The organism is Streptomyces sp. NPDC020379 (assembly GCF_044387105.1).
Classification (GTDB): Bacteria; Actinomycetota; Actinomycetes; order Streptomycetales; family Streptomycetaceae; genus Streptomyces.
Genome location: NZ_JBIRVR010000004.1, coordinates 193910 through 210373, shown reverse-complemented (window position 1 = coordinate 210373; position 16464 = coordinate 193910). Strand labels below are relative to the sequence as shown.

General features: G+C 72.2%; 16 protein-coding genes. 10 read left to right on the top strand and 6 right to left on the bottom strand.

Annotated features, from left to right (window positions below):
• Positions 1–194 precede the first annotated feature (194 nt).
• The 3 genes from ACH427_RS07530 (at position 195) to dmpI (ending at position 2156) form a co-directional block, all read left to right on the top strand.
• A complete protein-coding gene (locus ACH427_RS07530; RefSeq protein WP_398868476.1) occupies positions 195–755 on the top strand; it encodes an RNA polymerase sigma factor in 561 nt (186 codons plus the stop codon).
• Positions 752–1789 carry a hypothetical protein gene (locus tag ACH427_RS07525; RefSeq protein WP_398868475.1) on the top strand — a complete coding sequence of 346 codons (1038 nt, stop codon included), beginning with the start codon at positions 752–754 and terminating at the stop codon, positions 1787–1789. The genes ACH427_RS07530 and ACH427_RS07525 overlap by 4 nt, the downstream gene beginning before the upstream one ends.
• Before the next feature lie 133 nt (positions 1790–1922).
• Positions 1923–2156, top strand: a complete 234-nt coding sequence (gene dmpI / locus ACH427_RS07520) for a 4-oxalocrotonate tautomerase DmpI (protein WP_398868474.1) — start codon at positions 1923–1925, stop codon at positions 2154–2156.
• Positions 2157–2185: 29 nt separating this feature from the next.
• Here dmpI and ACH427_RS07515 read toward each other — a convergent pair whose 3' ends face one another.
• Positions 2186–3385, bottom strand: coding sequence for a cytochrome P450 (locus ACH427_RS07515; RefSeq protein ID WP_398868473.1), 1200 nt, complete (start codon positions 3383–3385; stop codon positions 2186–2188).
• 301 nt (positions 3386–3686) lie between these two features.
• On the opposite strand from ACH427_RS07515, the gene ACH427_RS07510 reads away from it, so the two are divergent.
• A complete protein-coding gene (locus ACH427_RS07510; protein WP_398868472.1) occupies positions 3687–4649 on the top strand; it encodes a DUF1259 domain-containing protein in 963 nt (320 codons plus the stop codon).
• Positions 4650–4702: 53 nt separating this feature from the next.
• Here the strand turns inward: ACH427_RS07510 and ACH427_RS07505 are convergent, their stop codons facing one another.
• From ACH427_RS07505 to ACH427_RS07490, 4 genes are all read right to left on the bottom strand, one after another.
• Positions 4703–4957: an acyl carrier protein gene (locus ACH427_RS07505; RefSeq protein WP_398868471.1), complete on the bottom strand. Its 255-nt coding sequence runs from the start codon at positions 4955–4957 to the stop codon at positions 4703–4705.
• Between the two features lie 12 nt (positions 4958–4969).
• Positions 4970–6208, bottom strand: a complete 1239-nt coding sequence (locus tag ACH427_RS07500) for a ketosynthase chain-length factor (RefSeq protein ID WP_398868470.1) — start codon at positions 6206–6208, stop codon at positions 4970–4972.
• Positions 6205–7470, bottom strand: a complete 1266-nt coding sequence (locus tag ACH427_RS07495; protein ID WP_398868469.1) for a beta-ketoacyl-[acyl-carrier-protein] synthase family protein — start codon at positions 7468–7470, stop codon at positions 6205–6207. The genes ACH427_RS07500 and ACH427_RS07495 overlap by 4 nt, the downstream gene beginning before the upstream one ends.
• Before the next feature lie 236 nt (positions 7471–7706).
• The gene (locus ACH427_RS07490; RefSeq protein WP_398868468.1) at positions 7707–8492 is read right to left on the bottom strand and encodes an SDR family NAD(P)-dependent oxidoreductase; all 786 of its coding nucleotides are present in this window, start codon (positions 8490–8492) and stop codon (positions 7707–7709) included.
• A 150-nt stretch (positions 8493–8642) separates the two neighbouring features.
• Between ACH427_RS07490 and ACH427_RS07485 the strand changes: the two genes are divergently transcribed.
• From ACH427_RS07485 to ACH427_RS07475, 3 genes are all read left to right on the top strand, one after another.
• Positions 8643–9458, top strand: a complete 816-nt coding sequence (locus ACH427_RS07485; protein ID WP_398868467.1) for a 4'-phosphopantetheinyl transferase family protein — start codon at positions 8643–8645, stop codon at positions 9456–9458.
• Positions 9459–9565: 107 nt separating this feature from the next.
• Entirely contained in the window at positions 9566–10477 is a 912-nt protein-coding gene (locus ACH427_RS07480) for an NADP-dependent oxidoreductase (RefSeq protein ID WP_398868466.1), read from the top strand.
• A gap of 213 nt (positions 10478–10690) precedes the next feature.
• Positions 10691–11611, top strand: a complete 921-nt coding sequence (locus ACH427_RS07475) for an MBL fold metallo-hydrolase (protein ID WP_398868465.1) — start codon at positions 10691–10693, stop codon at positions 11609–11611.
• A 219-nt stretch (positions 11612–11830) separates the two neighbouring features.
• On the opposite strand, the gene ACH427_RS07470 is transcribed toward ACH427_RS07475, so the two are convergent.
• Positions 11831–12793 (bottom strand): ornithine cyclodeaminase family protein, encoded by a 963-nt coding sequence (locus ACH427_RS07470; RefSeq protein ID WP_398868464.1) that lies wholly within the window; start codon positions 12791–12793, stop codon positions 11831–11833.
• A gap of 226 nt (positions 12794–13019) precedes the next feature.
• Here ACH427_RS07470 and ACH427_RS07465 point away from each other — a divergent pair, with 226 nt between their 5' ends.
• The 3 genes from ACH427_RS07465 to ACH427_RS07455 are packed head-to-tail and all read left to right on the top strand — an operon-like array spanning position 13020 to position 16418.
• Positions 13020–13724: a succinate dehydrogenase cytochrome b subunit gene (locus ACH427_RS07465; protein ID WP_398868463.1), complete on the top strand. Its 705-nt coding sequence runs from the start codon at positions 13020–13022 to the stop codon at positions 13722–13724.
• Position 13725: 1 nt separating this feature from the next.
• Complete coding sequence (locus tag ACH427_RS07460) at positions 13726–15672, top strand: fumarate reductase/succinate dehydrogenase flavoprotein subunit (protein WP_398868462.1); 1947 nt, start codon at positions 13726–13728, stop codon at positions 15670–15672.
• Positions 15669–16418, top strand: a complete 750-nt coding sequence (locus ACH427_RS07455; protein WP_398868461.1) for a succinate dehydrogenase/fumarate reductase iron-sulfur subunit — start codon at positions 15669–15671, stop codon at positions 16416–16418. Before ACH427_RS07460 ends, ACH427_RS07455 begins: the two co-directional genes overlap by 4 nt.
• Positions 16419–16464 lie beyond the last annotated feature (46 nt).

Here is a 16464-nt window from a genome sequence, read left to right as displayed (position 1 = left end):
GTTATACGTCCTGCCGGGGGTGTTCCCTGTGCGCCGCACGCCCCCTCCGGGCCGGGAGGGGGCGTTTTCGCCGACCGGGGCCGGCTGGCGGGCGTGCCGTCGGGGCGTAGGCGGCGGGGCGCGAACGCTTTCGTGGGGCGGGGACAAGGAAGGGAGGGGGCCGCGGAAGGCGTGGCCCGTGGAAGGGGAGGTCCGTGGCGACGGACGAGGAACTGCTGGCGCGCTCGGGAACCGACGCGTCGGCCTTCGAACCGCTCGTGGAGCGCCATTCGAGGGCACTGCACGGCTACTTCGCGCGCCGGGCGCCCGGCGCGGCGGACGATCTGCTGGCGGAGGCGTGGCTGCGGGCCTACGCGGGGCGCGGCACCTACGACGCGGCCCGCGGACCGGTCCGTGCGTGGCTCTTCGGCGTGGCCCGCAATGTGCTGGCCGCGCACTGGCGCGGGCGGGAACGGCCCGCGGCCGCCGCCACGTTCGCCGGCGAGGCGAGCAGCGATCCGTGGCACGCGGTCGACCGGCGGCTGGACGCCGCGGCGGTCGCGCCGCTGATGCGCCGGACCCTGGCCGAACTGCCCGCCGTGGAGCGGGAGCTGCTGCTCCTGATCGCGTGGGAGCAGCTCAGCCCCACCGAGGCCGCGGCCGTCGTCGGCGTCCCCGCGGGTACGGCCAGATCGCGGCTGCACCGGGCGCGCACCCGGCTGCGCGCGGCGCTCGGACCCTCCGCCCCGCTTCCCCTGACAGGAGACCTCGCATGACCGGGCAGCAGGACATGAACGCCAGGGACCTCCTCGACTTCCCCGGCGCCCGGCGGCTGAAGGCCGCGGGCAAGGTCGCGCCGCCCTCGGCGGCCGCCGTCGCCGCGGCACTGGCCGCGGTGCGGTCGGCGGCCGGCCGGGAGGAGAAGGCGGAGGGGGCCGCCGTCGAGCTCGACTGGGAGCCGGCGGCCGCGGTCGTCCCGGTGCGGACGTGGCGGCGGCGCCTTCCCGTGCTCGCCTCGGCGGCGGCGGTCGCGGCGGTCGTGCTGGGTGTCGCGCTCCAGCCCTGGCAGGACTCCGGGGACACGCGCGGCGGCTCGCCCGCGGCGTCGACGACGCCGCGGGAGCAGACGGGGACGGCACCGTACTGGAAGGTGCGGACCTCCGAGTGGAGCCGGAGCAGCGAGGGAACCCAGCGGCCGGACGGGGCGGACAAGACCGAATGGCTGAGCCGGAGCGACACACGCGGGCGGTCCGGTGACGGTCCGGTCCAGCTCTTCTCCCTGGATATCGCGGGGACGGCCTACAGGATCGGCGACAAAGAGGTCCGGTGGGACGAGCTCAAGGATCTGCCCACCGGCCCGGCGGCGCTGCGGGCCCGGCTCGTGGGGAAGGCAGGCGGGGAGGAGACCGAGGAGGGGCTCTTCAACGGCATCGAGGATCTGCTCGCCCGGTCACCCGCCGGACCGCGGCTGCGGGCCGCGCTGTTCGAGGTCCTCACCGGGATTCCCGGGGCGCGGGTGACGGAGCGGGTCAAGGACAGCACCGGGCGCGCGGGCACGGCCGTCGACCTGGACGCCGGTACCTGGCGGCGGCGGCTGATCATCGACACCGGGACACTGCACGTGCTGGAGGCCGTGGACACGGCGCGGGACGACGGCATGAAGTGGGGGACGCAGAAGCTCCGGGCCGGGGACCTCCTCACGCGGACCAGCTATCTCTCCGTAGGGCCCGCCTGGGACGCGCCGAAGCCGGACCCGCGGACCTTGGAGCACCCCGTTCCGTCGGGGCGGTCCACGCCGGCTGGGCACTGAGTCATCGCTGGTCATAGGCAGGTCGAGGGCAGATCGGCGGCAGGCCGGAGGCAGTGATCTCGATTCGTGATCACTGTCGGCGGAAAGTGCTTCTTGGCCGGCCGGGCCGCAGGCGGTGGACTGGGTTCCGCCGGTGAGCGGCCCGGAACGGCCGGGGCGCCGCCGGGGAGACAGGAGCCCGGTCATGCCGATCGTCACCGTTCACCAGGGTCCGCGCAGCGTCGAGCTCAAGCGGGAGCTGGTCAAGCAGATCACCGACTCGTTCGTGGACACGTACGGGATCCCGGCCGAGGCCGTGCAGGTCTGGATCCATGAGGTGCCCACCGACAGCTGGGGCACGGGCGGGAAGCTCACCGCCGACCGGTGAGCGACGGGAGTGCCCCGCCCGTGCCGGCCTCACCACTTCACGGGCAGTGAGGTCGGATAGCGCCAGATCGAGGTCGTGTTCCAGGGGACCTCCTCCTTGGGGACCGCGAGGGCCAGGCCCGGGAAGCGCTGGAGGAGGGTGCCCAGGGCCACCTGGAGCTCCATGGCCGCCAGGGGGGCGCCGAGGCAGTGGTGGGAGCCCCAGCCGAAGGTCATGTGGGGTGGCGACTTGCGGTCGATGTCCAGCTCGCCGGAGCGCTCGAACTTCCGCTCGTCGCGGTTGGCCGTCAGATACGAGACGTGCACCATGTCGCCGGCCTTGATCGTGACGCCGCTCAGCGTCACGTCCTCCATGGCGACGCGCGGGATGCCGACGCCCTTGCGGAAGGGGATGAACCGCAGCAGCTCCTCCATCACCTGCGGCAGCCGCTCGGGCCTGTCGCGCAGGACGGCGGCCACCTCGGGCCGGGTGAGCAGGGTGTAGGAGATGTTGCCGATCTCGTACGACGTGGTGTCCTGGCCGGTGATGAGCAGCACCATGGCCATGACGGACAGCTCCTCGTCGTTCAGGATCTCGTCTCCGTCGCGGGCCAGGGCCAGGGTGCTGATCAGGTCGTCGCCGGGGTTCGCGCGCCGCTGGGCGGTCAGGGTGTCGAAATAGGCGCGGAGCTCGGCCTTGGCCTTGACGGCCGCTTCCCGGCCGCTCGCGCCGACGCCCATCATCGTCCAGGCGTTGCGCCGCAGTTGGGTGCGCTCGGCCTCGGGGATGTCGAGGACCTCGCAGATCGTGGTCATGGGCAGGGGCGAGGCCACGTGCTCGACGAGGTCGGCCGGCGGGCCGTGCCGCTCCATCCGGTCCAGCAGGTCGTCCACGACGTGCTGGGTGCGGACCCGCATCCGGTCCACATGGCGGGGCGCGAAGCCCTTGGCGATCAGGCTGCGGAGTCTGCTGCTGGCCGGCGGGTCCATCACATTGATGGCCTCGGGCTGGATGATCGGCTCGGGTGTCATCCGGGGATAGTCACGGCCGACCACCGCGCTGCGGCTGAAGCGGCGGTCGGTGGTGACGGTGCGCACGTCCTCATAGCGGGTGACGAGCCATGCCTCACCCTCTCCATAGGGCATGCGGATGCGGGCGACGGGCTCCTCCGTCAGCAGCCGCTCGAGCACGGGGTCGAATTCGAGGGCCTGGGCGAAGTCGAAAGGGCATGTGCGAACGTCGGGTTCCATCGCAGGTACTCCAGACGGGTGCTTGCGCCAGGTGCCCGGCCATGCGGCGGGCCAGTGAGGGCGTTCATGCCCATGGTCCCCCAAACGCATGTACCGAAGTAGCCCAATTAGCCCGAACAGGTGATGGGGGTACGGAACGCGCTATCGGGTCGGAACCGGACCCGTCACCCGTCCGCCCCGGCGGTCACGACGCCTTCGCGCACTCGTGATTCGATCTGATCACGGAGGTGCTCATATGGTCAGTGGAGACCCGCAACCGGTCGGTCCGGAACCGCAGTCACACGGCAGGGCCCGGCAGCCCGTGTCAAGACGCTCGCTGCTGGCCGCGGGCGCGCTCGCGTCCGTGCCGGCCCTGGCGGGCACGGCGTCCGCGGCCGGGGTCCGGCCGGCGGACGAGGGAGGCAGCGGCCTCGTCACACCCGTCAGGCCCATGCCCACCACCGCGGCGGACTGGACGGACATCGCGGACGTCCTGGGCCGCAAGGGCAACATGGCGCGCGGCACGGTCTATCACACCGACTATCCGCGCGAGGACCTGCACGTGGTCTCCCGGGGCATCACCGTCTCCTCGGGCCTCGCCCTCGGCTCGCACGTGGCCTTCGTCCGATACGCCGACGGCAGCACGATGGTGATGGGCGACCTCGCCGTCGCCGAGGCGGAGCTCCAGCACGTGACCAAGGCCCTGCAGCGGCACGGGCTGGAGCAGACCGCGATCCACAAGCACCTGCTCGCGCAGCGTCCCGACGTGTGGTGGACCCATGTGCACGGCCACGGCGACGACCCCGTGGCGCTGGCCCGCGGCGTGCGCGCCGCGATGGACCGCACCGGCACCCCGCCGCCGCGGCAGCACCAGCCGCCGCGGGCGACCGGCCTGGACACCGAGGGCATCGACGCCGCGATGTCCGCCAAGGGATCCCACTACGACGGGGTCTACAAATGCGTCTTCGCCCGCCGCGAGACGATCGTGGACGGCGGGCACGTCCTGCCGCCGGGGCTCGGTGCGATCTCCGCCTTCAACTTCCAGTCCCTGGGCGGCGGCAGGGCCGCGGTCAACGGTGATGTCGTGATGGTGGCCGACGAGGTCCAGAAGGTGCTGCGGACCCTGAGCCGGGACGGGATCGAGGTCGTCGATCTCCACAATCACAGCCTGCGGGACGAACCCCGGCTGTTCTTCGCGCACGTCTGGGGCGTGGGCGACGCCGTCGAGCTCGCGAAGTGCCTGCGGCGGGCGGTGGCCCATACCAACGTCCAGACGTTCACCTGAGTCCTGACGCTCCGGGCGCCGGACGGCCGTCCGGCGCCCGGAGCGTGCCCGCCTCACAACGCCCGCACCGCCCCGTTGATCAGTTCGAGCAGCGCGCGCGGGGTCCTGGCGTCGGAGACCGCGTCGTCGGACACGGAGATGCCCGCCTCGCGCTCGATGGCGGCGGCGCTCTCCATCAGGGCGAGCGAGTCGTAGCCGAGCTCCTCGAAGGGCACGTCGAGGATGTCGCCGCTCAGGTCGACGTCGTCGTTCTCGCCCGCGCAGGCAACGAGGACGCGCCGGAGGTCGTCAAGTGTCAGCTGTGCCATGGAAGTTCCCCCTCATGAACGGTGGTCTGCCGCGGTCACCACGACCGCCGAGTTGAATCCGTGGCGGCCGCGCGCGAGGACGAGCGCGGACCGCAGTTCCGCTTCCCGGGGCCGGCCGACGACGAGGTCGAGGCCGTACTCCTTCGGTACGGAGCCGGTGTGCGCGGTGTGCGGGACGAGCCCGTCGCGCAGGGCGAGCAGGGCGGCGGCCACGTCGGCGGCGCCGCCGCCGGCCGCGAGCCGGCCCGTGAGGGACTTGGGCGCGGTGACGGGGACGCCGCGCGGCCCGAAGATCCCGCGGAGCGCCTCCGCCTCCGCCCGGTCGGCGTCCGGCCGTCCGGCGCCGTCGGCGAAGACCACGTCGATGTCCGCGGCCTCCAGGCCCGCGTCGGCCAGGGCGAGTCCGGCGGCGCGGCCCAGGCCACAGGGGCGGTCGCCGCCGGGGGCCGGGTCGAAGGTGGCCGCGTAGCCCGCGATCTCGCCGTAGACGCGCCCGGCGCCGCGTTCCCGGGCGGAGGCGGCGTCCTCGGCGATGAGGATCGCGCCGCCCTCGCCGGGCACATGGCCGCCCGCCCGGGCGTCGAAGGGGAGGTACGCGCGCTCCGGGTCGGCCGAGGTGCTGACCAGGCCGCCCGCGAGCTGGGAGGCGAAGCCCCAGGGGTCGAGCGCGGAGTCGACGCCTCCGGTGAGCACGGCCCGGGTGCCGGCCCGTACGGTGCGCCGGGCGTGACCGATGGCGTCGAGGCCGCCGGCCTGCTCGGTGACCAGGGCGGCGCTGGGTCCGCGCAGGCCGTTGCGGATGGAGATCTGGCCGGTGTTCACCGCGTAGAACCAGGCGAACGACTCATAGACGCTGACGAACTCCGGGCCCTTGCTCCAGAGCTTGTGGAACTCGCGGTGGGTGAAGTCGAAGCCGCCCTGCGCGGTGGAGGTGACGACGCCCACGTCGTAGTCGGCGAGCGGGGAGCCGGGGCCCAGGCCCGCGTCCGCGAGGGCCCAGTCGGCGGCGGCCAGGGCGTAGCGGGTGGAGACGTCGGTCTGCGGCAGCAGCCGGGACGGCAGGTGCTCCTTGGGCTCGAAGCCCTTGATCTGCCCGGCGAGGCGGGACGGATAGCGGGAGGTGTCGAAGCGGGTGACCGCGCCGATGCCGCTCTCGTCCGCGAGCAGGGCCTTCCAGAACTCCTCGCGGCCCAGGCCGTTGGGGGCGGCGACGCCGATGCCGGTGACGACGGTGCGGACGGGGGCGCTCATGCCGCTGCCTCCGGGCGGTGCAGGACCATCGCGCTCTGGAAACCGCCGAAGCCGCTGCCCACCGTCAGGACGGTGTCCACGCGCTGCTCGCGCGCGGTCAACGGCACGTAGTCCAGGTCGCATTCGGGATCGGGAGTGTGCAGGTTGGCCGTGGGCGGGATGACCCCGTGCTCGATCGCCAGCAAGGACGCCGCGATCTCGACGGAACCGATCGCACCCAGCGAGTGACCCACCATCGACTTGATCGAGCTGACCGGCACCTCATAGGCGTGCTGCCCGAGGCTGCGCTTGAAGGCGGCCGTCTCGTGCCGGTCGTTCTGCTTGGTGCCGGAACCGTGCGCGTTGACATAGTCGATCGCCGTACGGTCCAGGCGGGCCTCGCCGAGCGCGACCCGGATGGCCTCGGCCATCTCACGGCCGTCCTTCTTCAGACCGGTCATGTGGTACGCGTTGCAGCGCGTCGCGTAACCGCCGATCTCCGCGTAGATGTGCGCCCCACGGGCCTTGGCGGCCTCGTACTCCTCCAGCACGAACATCGCCGCCCCCTCCGCCAGGACAAAGCCGTTGCGGCTGCCGTCGAACGGGCGGGAAGCATGCGCCGGATCATCGTTGTACGAGGTCGTCGCCTTGATCGCGTCGAAACAGGCCACGACGATCGGCGAGATGGGGGTGTCGGTGGCGCCGGCGAGGACCACGTCGGCGGAGCCCTCGCGAATCAGCGCGACGGCATGCCCGACCGCGTCCAGGCCGGAGGTGCAGCCGTCGGAGACCATGGCCACCGGGCCCTCGGCGCCGACCTCCCAGGCCACTTCGGCGGGCATGACGCCGGGCGAGAGGTAGTCGAACATGTACGGCGAGAGGTGGGCGGGGTCGACGAGCCAGTCCCGGCCGGAGTCGGACATCACCAGGTACTCGTTCTCCAGGCTGGTCGCGGAGGCGACCGCGCTGCCCAGGGTGACGCCGATCCGGTGCGGGTCGAGGCCGCCGGTCTCCAGGCCGCTGTCGGCCAGCGCCTCCCGGGTGCAGGCCACGGCGAACTGGGTGGCCCGGTCCATCCGGCGGATCTGCCGCGGACCGAGGCCCTCGGCCCGTGGGTCGAAGTCGACCTCGCCGGCGACGCGGGAGCGGAACGGCGCGGCGTCGAAGAAGCTGATCTCCCGGGTGGCCGTGCGGCCCTCGCTGAGGAGGCTCCAGAACTCCTTCGTCCCGGACCCGCCCGGTGCGCGGACCCCGATCCCGGTGATCACCACGCGCCGGGTCACGGGGTGGTTCCTGCGGTGCTGTGCATGGTGGTGAACTCCTTGGTGAGGAAGGTCAGTCGTAGGACACATGACGGGACTCGAGGAGGACGGTCTCTTCACCGGCCGCGATCACGTCGTGTGCGACGCGGCCGGGCCGGGCCCCGGGCCGCTCACCGGACCGCGTCCGGACGACCAGGGCGCGGGCGGCGGCACGGAGGGTGCCGTCCGGCCCGGCCGGCGCTCGCGACCCGGGTCGATCAGTAATTGCCCAGGCCACCACAGACATTCAGCGCCTGCGCCGTCACCGCGGCGGCGTCGTCACTCACCAGGTACTCCACCATCGCCGCCACCTCGCGCGTCTCCACGTAACGGCCCATCGGGACGCGGTTCGTGATGCGGTCGAAGGTCTCCTCCTCGCTCACGCCCCAGATGCCCGCGTAGTGCTCACGGACCTTCTCCGCCATGGGGGTCTCGACGAATCCGGGGCAGACGGCGTTGACCGTGATGCCCGTGCGGGCCAGTTCCAGGCCGAGGGCCTTGGTCAGGCCGACGACGCCGTGCTTGGAGGCGGAGTACGGGACGGCGTGCACGACGCCCTGCTTGCCGCCGGTGGAGGCGATGTTGATGATGCGGCCGCGGCCCCGCTCCCGCATCCGGCCGGTGTTCAGCACCTCCTTGGTCATCAGGAAGACGCTGGTGAGGTTGGTGTTGATGACGTCGAGCCACAGCTCGTCGGGGATCTCGGCGGTGACACCGCCGCCGCTGCGGCCCGCGTTGTTGACCAGGATGCCGATGGGGCCGTAGCGCTCGACGGCGGAGCGCACGCAGGAGCGGATCCGGCCCGCGTCGGCGACGTCGCACACGGTGCCGTCGACGTCCAGGCCCTCGTCCCGGAGCTCCTTGAGCACACCCTCCAGCCGGGCCTTGTCACGGGCGCAGATGAAGGTGCGGGCGCCGAGCCCGGCCAGCCGCCTGGTGATCTCCAGGCCGATGCCGCTGGTCGCTCCTGTGACCAGGGCGACGGGGGCAGGGGTGGTGGACATGTGACCTCCGTTGTCGAGAGTGCGGCCGATCCGCCGTGAGCGTCGCGAGGCCGCCTTGAGCTGCACTGGAGGGTGCGTGGACGATGCGCGGCTCGACCGGCGTTCCAGCCGGGTGCGGCACGGTGGCGGCTCCTGACCGAGGGGGTTCCCGTGTCCGTTCCTTCGCCGGCCGTGCTGCTGCCCGTGCGGCTCCTCACCCCGTCCGGGCCCTGGGAGGCGGTGGCGGACGACTGGGCGCGCGAGGGCACGGTGCTCGCCTACGGCGTGGTCGCCGACTGGGCGCCGCCGTCCGATGCCGCGGCGGAGCGGCTCGCGGCGGACGAGCCCTGCCGCTGGGCGGGGCTGCGCGGCGAGGGGCTGCGGACCCGGTTCCTCGCCTCGCGCTTCCTGCTGCGCAGCCTGGTGGGCGCGGTGACGGGTACGGGCTGGCGGGGAGTGCGCCCGGCGCGTACGACGACGGGCCGCCCGTACGTCCGGGGCCTGCCGGGGCTGCGGGTCAGCCTCAGCCACAGCGGGCCGGTGCTGGCCGCGGCCGTGAGCGGGCACGGGCCGGTCGGGGTGGACACCGAGCGGGCGGGGCGGGGGACGTCCTTGTCCCCCGCGCATGTCTGCACCGCCGAGGAGGCGGAGCGGCTGGCGGGGCTCAGGGACGACGAGCGCGCGGCGGAGCTGCTGCGGCTGTGGACGCTGAAGGAGGCGTACACCAAGGCCCTGGGCGTGGGCCTGCGGCGCTCCCCGCGCGGCTTCGGCTTCGCGCCCGGCGCGCGTGGGCCCGTGCTCCTGGACGAGGGCGAGGGAGAGCCGGACCCGTACCGGCAGTGGTCATTCGCCACCCGCCTGGTGCGATCCGCCCTCCCGGAACCGTATCTGCTGAGTGTGGCGGTGGCTCAGCCCGTGGAGAGCGGGCGGGCCGCGGCACCCTCCGCCCGCCCCGCGAGCGGCAGGTCGCCGCTGAGGACCGCTTGACGCGGGCGCCGGCTTGACCTCAAGTGCAGTTGATCTTTCAGCATGAACGCATCCAGGCACTGGACGCGGTACACCTCCGTGCCTCCGCTCCCGGAGAAAGGCGATTCATGAAGGCAGCAGCTGTCAATGCGTTCGGCGGGCCGGAGGTCGTCGAGCTGCTCGATGTCGAGACCCCCACAGCGGGGCCGGGACAGGTCCGGGTCAAGGTCAAGGCCGCCGGCATCCAGGCCGCCGACTGCGCGGTGCGGGGCGGCTGGACACCCCCCGGGCAGACCCTGTCCTTCCCGCAGAAGATCGGCAACGAGTTCGCCGGGGTGGTCGACCAGGTCGGTGAGGGTGTCGAGGGATTCCCGGCCGGCAGTGAGGTGCTCGGCTGGTGCGTGCTCGCCTGCCACGCCGAATACCTGGTGGTGTCCGCCGACCAGATCGTGGAGAAGCCCGCCTCCATGCCCTGGGAGGTGGCCGGGGTGCTCTCCGCCTCCGGGCAGACCGCCCATACCGCACTGGAGAAGCTGAAGGTCGGGGCCGGGGACACCCTGCTGATCCACGCCGCGGCCGGCGGTGTGGGGACCGTGGCCGTCCAGCTCGCCACGGCGTACGGCGCGAAGGTCATCGGGACCGCCAGCCCCCGCAACCACGACTACCTGCGCTCCCTGGGCGCCGTTCCGGTGGCCTACGGCGACGGGCTGGCCGACCGGGTCCGCGCACTGGCACCCGGCGGGATCACGGCTGTTCTCGACGGGGCGGGCGGCGAGGCGCTCGACGTCTCGGTCGGTCTGCTGAAGGACAGGGACCGGATCGGCACGCTGGTCGGGTTCGACCGGCTGGAGGAGCTCGGGGTGCTCGGCATCTTCTCCCAGCGCTCCACGAAGAGGCTGCGGGACCTCGTCGACCGCTATGTGCGAGGCGAGTTGCGCATCGAGGTCGCCCGGACGTTTCCGCTGGAACGCGCCGCCGACGCGCACCGTGAAGTCGAGACCCGTCATGTGCGCGGAAAGGTCGCCATCGTCGTCGGCTGACGACATGGGAAGACGACACGGGAAAGGTGAAGCCCCCGTCGACGGGGGCTTTTCCGTGTGCCGGCGGCTTCCGGCGGTGGCGGTGTGCTGTTCCCATCTCCCTGCGGATACCCGGCGCCGCGCGCCGGGGGCCGCCGCGGGGGTGACTCCAGCACGCCTCCATCCGCCCGTCCGACGATGGGCCGGATCGACGACGTGCTGGAGGAGGCCCGAATGAGTGGTGCGGTACAGGGGACGGAAGGGCGGCTGGAGGAGGTCGCCGACGGGGTGTTCGGCTATGTCCAGCCCGACGGCGGCTGGTGCCTGAACAACGCCGGGCTGATCGTCGGCGGCGACGGGCAGGCCGTGCTCGTGGACACCGCCGCGACGGAGGCCCGCGCGCGAGCGCTGCGCGCCGCCGTCCTCGCGGTCGCCCCGGCCGCCCCGCGGACGCTGGTCAACACGCACTTCCACGGGGACCACGCCTTCGGCAACTTCGTCTTCCCCGAGGCCCTCGTCGTCGGCCACGAGCGGGCCCGTACGGAGATGCTCTCCGCCGGGCTGCACCTGACCGGGCTGTGGCCCGACGTCTGCTGGGGCGACATCGAACTGGTGCCGCCCGCCCTCACCTTCACCGACCGGCTGACGCTGCACGTGGGCGACGTCCGCGCCGAACTCCTGCACCTGGGACCCGCCCACACCAGCAACGACACCGTCGTCTGGCTGCCGGAACAGCGCGTGCTCTTCGCGGGCGACCTCGTGATGAACGGCGCCACCCCCTTCGTCCCCATGGGCTCGGTCAGCGGCTCGCTCGCCGCCCTCGCCTCCCTCCGCGAACTGGACCCCCGCGTCATCGTGCCGGGGCACGGGCCGGTGTCGGGGCCGGGGCTCCTGGACGACGCCGAGCGCTACCTCTTGTACGTCCGCGCGCTCGCCCGCGAGGGGATGGCGGCGGGTCTCTCCCCGGTAGAGATCGCCCGGGCGACGGATCTGGGTCCGTTCGGCGAGTGGCTCGACTCGGAGCGGCTCGTGCCTAATCTGCATCGGGCTGTGGCGGAGGAGCGGGGGGCTCTGCCGGGTAGTCATGTCGATATGACGGCGCTGTTCGGGGAGATGATCGAGTTCCACGGCGGGATCCCGGACTGCCACGCGTAGTCGGTACGGCTCGGTCGCGCCTGCGGCGGGCTTTTTCCCCAGCCCCGCCCCTTCCCGAAACTGGGGCTGCGCCCCGGACCCCGCGACACGGCTTCGCCGTGTTGTCCTCAATCGCCGGACTGGCTGGATTGCGCATCTCGGATCAGCCAAGTCAGCCCGTCCGGCGACTGAGGACGCGGCCGCGGGCCGCTCCCGCCGCAGGCGCAAGCGACCGCGCCCTCAATCGAACCCCACATCCACCCCCGCCCCCCGCGCCACGGCGCACTGGTAGAGCACGTCACACGCCACCGCGTCCTCCACCGGCACCCCCACCGACTCGAACACCGTCACCTCCGTCTCGGAGCGACGCCCCGGACGCCGGCCGGAAAGCACATCCCCCAGCTCCGTCATCACCGGCCGCTCCGGCAGCGCACCCTCGGAGACAGGGATCAGGACGTCACCCGCCTCGCGCAGCACCGCTTCCTCCGATTCCACGAACAGCCGGGCGCGGGTGACCAGTTCGGTGGGCAGCTCGCGGCGCGTCGGGCCGTACGCCCCCACGGCGTTGACGTGCAGGCCCTCGCGCGGCAGCGCGGAGTCCTCGAAGAGAGGGCGGGACGCGGAGGTGGCGGTGCAGATCACGTCCGCGTCGCGGACGGCGGTGGTGATGTCCTCGTGGACCTCGGCGTCGATGCCTTGCCCGCGTGCCCACTCCGCGAGGCCGCGGGCCGTGCGCGGGTCGCGGCTGTGCAGCCGGACGGAGGACCAGGGCCGCAGCCCGGCGAGTCCTTCGAGGTGGCCTCTGCCCTGCACGCCGGCGCCGATGACGGTCAGCACCCGCGCGTCCCGGGGCGCGAGCAGGTCGGTGGCGAGGGCGCTGACCGCGGCCGTGCGCAGGCGGGTCACGGCGGTGGCGTCCAGGACAGCGAGCGGGCGGCCGGTGACGGCGTCGAAGAGGGGCACGAGCCCCTGGACGGCGGGCAGTTGGGGGGACGCGTCGAAGAGGGTGAGCAGCTTGACCGACAGTGTCGTCGCGTGGGCCGCGGGCATGAGGAGGAGCTCACCGTCACCGACGGGCACGGACGTCCGGGCGAACGCGGGGGCCGCGCCGCCGCCCGAGGTGAAGGCCGCGCCGATCCCCGCCGCGAGTTCGGGTACGGACAGCAGGCTGTCGATGGTCTTCGCGTCGAGGATTTTCAGCACGTTTCACGCCCAGGGTCCGGTTGCACAAGGAGGTCGGCGGAGTGGCGTGCGTCAGCTTACGCGCGCCCCCGCCCCCGGCTCGTACCCCGCGCGGCCCGCGTCACCCCCCGGTCGGAGCCGTCGTCGGGATCATCACAGGTGCGCCTGGATTCATAGCCGATGCCTATCGATATGAGTCGGACTATGTCTTGGCCCTCTCGGGTGACAGCGACCTAAGGTCGTGTTCATGGCATTGGCAACGCGGACGGACCGACGGCCGTCCATCGCGCGCACCTTCTGGGGATCGACCGTCGGCAAGAAGACCGTGATGGCCGCGACCGGACTGATCATGGTCGCGTATCTGGCCGTCCACGCGTTGGGCAACGCCAAGATCTACTTCGGCGCCGGCGACTTCAACGACTACGGCCACTGGCTGCGCGTCATGGGCGCCCCGGTCCTGCACCGCGAGTGGGGGCTGTGGATCGCCCGCGTGGTGCTGTCGGCGTCCGTGATCCTGCACGGGGTCTCCGCGTACCAGCTGAGCCGCCGTGACATCAAGGCCCGCACCACGCGCTATGTGCACAAGCGGCAGCGCGCGAGCTATGCCACGCGCACGATGCGGTGGGGCGGGATCATCCTCGCGCTGTTCATCGTCTGGCACATCCTCGACCTGACGACGGGCACCGTGCACCCCGGCTTCCAGGAGGGGCACCCGTACCAGAACGTGGTGGACACCTTCTCCACCTGGTACGGCAACGTCATCTACATCGTCGCGATGCTCGCCCTGGGCCTGCACATCCGGCACGGCTTCTGGAGCGCGGCCCAGACGCTGGGCGTGGGCAACGCGACGCGCGACCGGATCCTCAAGGCCGTGGCCAACGTGCTGGCGGTGCTGCTGACCGCGGCCTTCATCTCCGTCCCCGTGGGCGTCATGACCGGAGTGGTGAGCTGACATGACCTACACCGACTACACGACCGGCGAACCGCTCGTCGACGCCAAGGCGCCGGAAGGCCCCATAGCCGAGCGCTGGGACCGCCGCCGCTTCGAGGCGAAGCTGGTCAACCCCGCCAACCGGCGCAAGCAGACCGTGATCGTCGTGGGCACCGGGCTCGCGGGCGGCGCGGCCGGCGCGACGCTGGCCGAACAGGGCTACCGCGTCGTGCAGTTCTGCTACCAGGACTCACCGCGCCGCGCCCACTCGATCGCCGCGCAGGGCGGCATCAACGCCGCCAAGAACTACCGCAACGACGGCGACTCGATCCACCGTCTCTTCTACGACACCGTCAAGGGCGGCGACTTCCGGGCGCGCGAGTCCAACGTCCACCGCCTCGCCCAGGTCTCGGTCGAGATCATCGACCAGTGCGTGGCACAGGGCGTGCCGTTCGCCCGGGAGTACGGCGGCCTCCTCGACACCCGCTCCTTCGGCGGCGTGCAGGTCTCCCGCACCTTCTACGCCCGCGGCCAGACGGGCCAGCAGCTGCTGCTCGGCGCCTACCAGGCGCTCAGCCGCCAGGTCGCCGCGGGAAACGTCGAACTCCACCCGCGCACCGAGATGCTCGACCTGATCGTCGTCGACGGCAGGGCCCGCGGCATCGTCGCCCGCGATCTGATCACCGGCCGCATCGACACGTACTTCGCCGACGCGGTGGTGCTGGCCTCCGGCGGCTACGGCAACGTCTTCTACCTCTCCACCAACGCGAAGAACTCCAACGCCACCGCCGCCTGGCGGGCCCACCGGCGCGGCGCGTACTTCGCCAACCCCTGCTTCACCCAGATCCACCCCACCTGCATCCCGCGCTCCGGCGACCACCAGTCGAAGCTGACGCTGATGAGCGAGTCGCTGCGCAACGACGGCCGCATCTGGGTGCCCAAGGCGAAGGGCGACGACCGGCCGCCGGGCCGGATCCCCGAGGACGAGCGCGACTACTACCTGGAGCGGATCTACCCCTCCTTCGGCAACCTCGTGCCGCGTGACATCGCCTCCCGCGCCGCGAAGAACGTCTGCGACGAGGGCCGCGGCGTGGGCCCCGGCGGGCAGGGCGTCTACCTCGACTTCGCCGACGCCATCCAGCGGATGGGCCGCGCGGCCGTCGAGGCGAAGTACGGCAACCTCTTCGACATGTACGAGCGCATCACCGCGGAGAACCCGTACGAGGTGCCGATGCGCATCTACCCCGCGATCCACTACACGATGGGCGGGCTGTGGGTCGACTACGACCTCCAGACGACGGTCCCGGGCCTGTTCGCGATCGGTGAGGCCAACTTCTCCGACCACGGCGCCAACCGGCTCGGCGCCTCCGCGCTGATGCAGGGCCTGGCCGACGGCTACTTCGTCCTGCCGTCGACCATCAACGACTACCTCGCCCGCCACCCGCACCACGACGAGGTCGACGCCACCCACCCGGCGGCCGTCGCCGCGGTCGCCGAGACGACACAGCGTCTGGAGCGGCTGCTGGCCGTCGACGGCGACCGCACGCCCGACTCCTTCCACAAGGAGATCGGCGAACTGATGTGGGAGTACTGCGGGATGGCCCGCACCGAGGAGGGCCTGCGCAAGGCCCTCGAGATGATCCCGCAGATCCGCGAGGAGTTCTGGCGCAGGATCAAGGTGCCGGGCACCGGCGAGGAGTTCAACCAGTCGCTGGAGAAGGCCAACCGCGTCGTCGACTATCTGGAGCTCGCCGAGCTGATGTGCCTCGACGCGCTGCACCGGTCCGAGTCCTGCGGCGGCCACTTCCGCGAGGAGTCGCAGACCGAGGGCGGTGAGGCGGCCCGCAGGGACGAGGAGTTCTCGTACGTCGCCGCCTGGGAGTTCGCGGCCACCGGCGACGCCCCCGTCCTGCACAAGGAAGACCTCGTCTTCGAGTACGTCCACCCCACTCAGCGGAGCTACGCATGAGGCTCACATTGCGCGTCTGGCGGCAGAAGAACGCCGACGCCCCCGGCGCCATGGCCACCTACGAGGTCGACGGCATCTCGAAGGACATGTCCTTCCTGGAGATGCTCGACACCCTCAACGAGAAGCTCATCCTGGAGGGCGAGGACCCGGTCGCCTTCGACCACGACTGCCGCGAGGGCATCTGCGGCGCGTGCAGCCTGGTCATCAACGGTGACGCGCACGGCCCCGAGCGCACCACGACCTGCCAGCTGCACATGCGGTCCTTCTCCGACGGGGACACCATCGACATCGAGCCGTGGCGCGCCACGGCCTTCCCGGTGGTCAGGGACCTGGTCGTGGACCGGTCGGCGTTCGACCGGATCATCGGGGCGGGCGGCTACATCAGCGCCCCCACCGGCTCCGCGCCCGAGGCGCACGCGACGCCCGTGCCCAAGCCGGACGCCGACTACGCCTTCGAGCACGCCGAGTGCATCGGCTGCGGCGCGTGCGTGGCGGCCTGCCCCAACGGCTCCGCGATGCTCTTCACCTCCGCGAAGATCAACCACCTCAATGTGCTGCCGCAGGGCGCGCCCGAGCGGGAGTCCCGCGTGCTCGACATGGTCGCCACCATGGACGCCGAGGGCTTCGGCGGCTGCACCCTCACCGGCGAGTGCGCCACCGCCTGCCCCAAGGGCATCCCGCTGCCGTCCATCGCCGCCATGAACAAGGAGTGGCTGCGCGCCACCCGCAAGGCCGGAAAGCGCTGATCCACCGCCCGCACCGCACTGTTATGTTCGCCTTATTGGGGGTGCG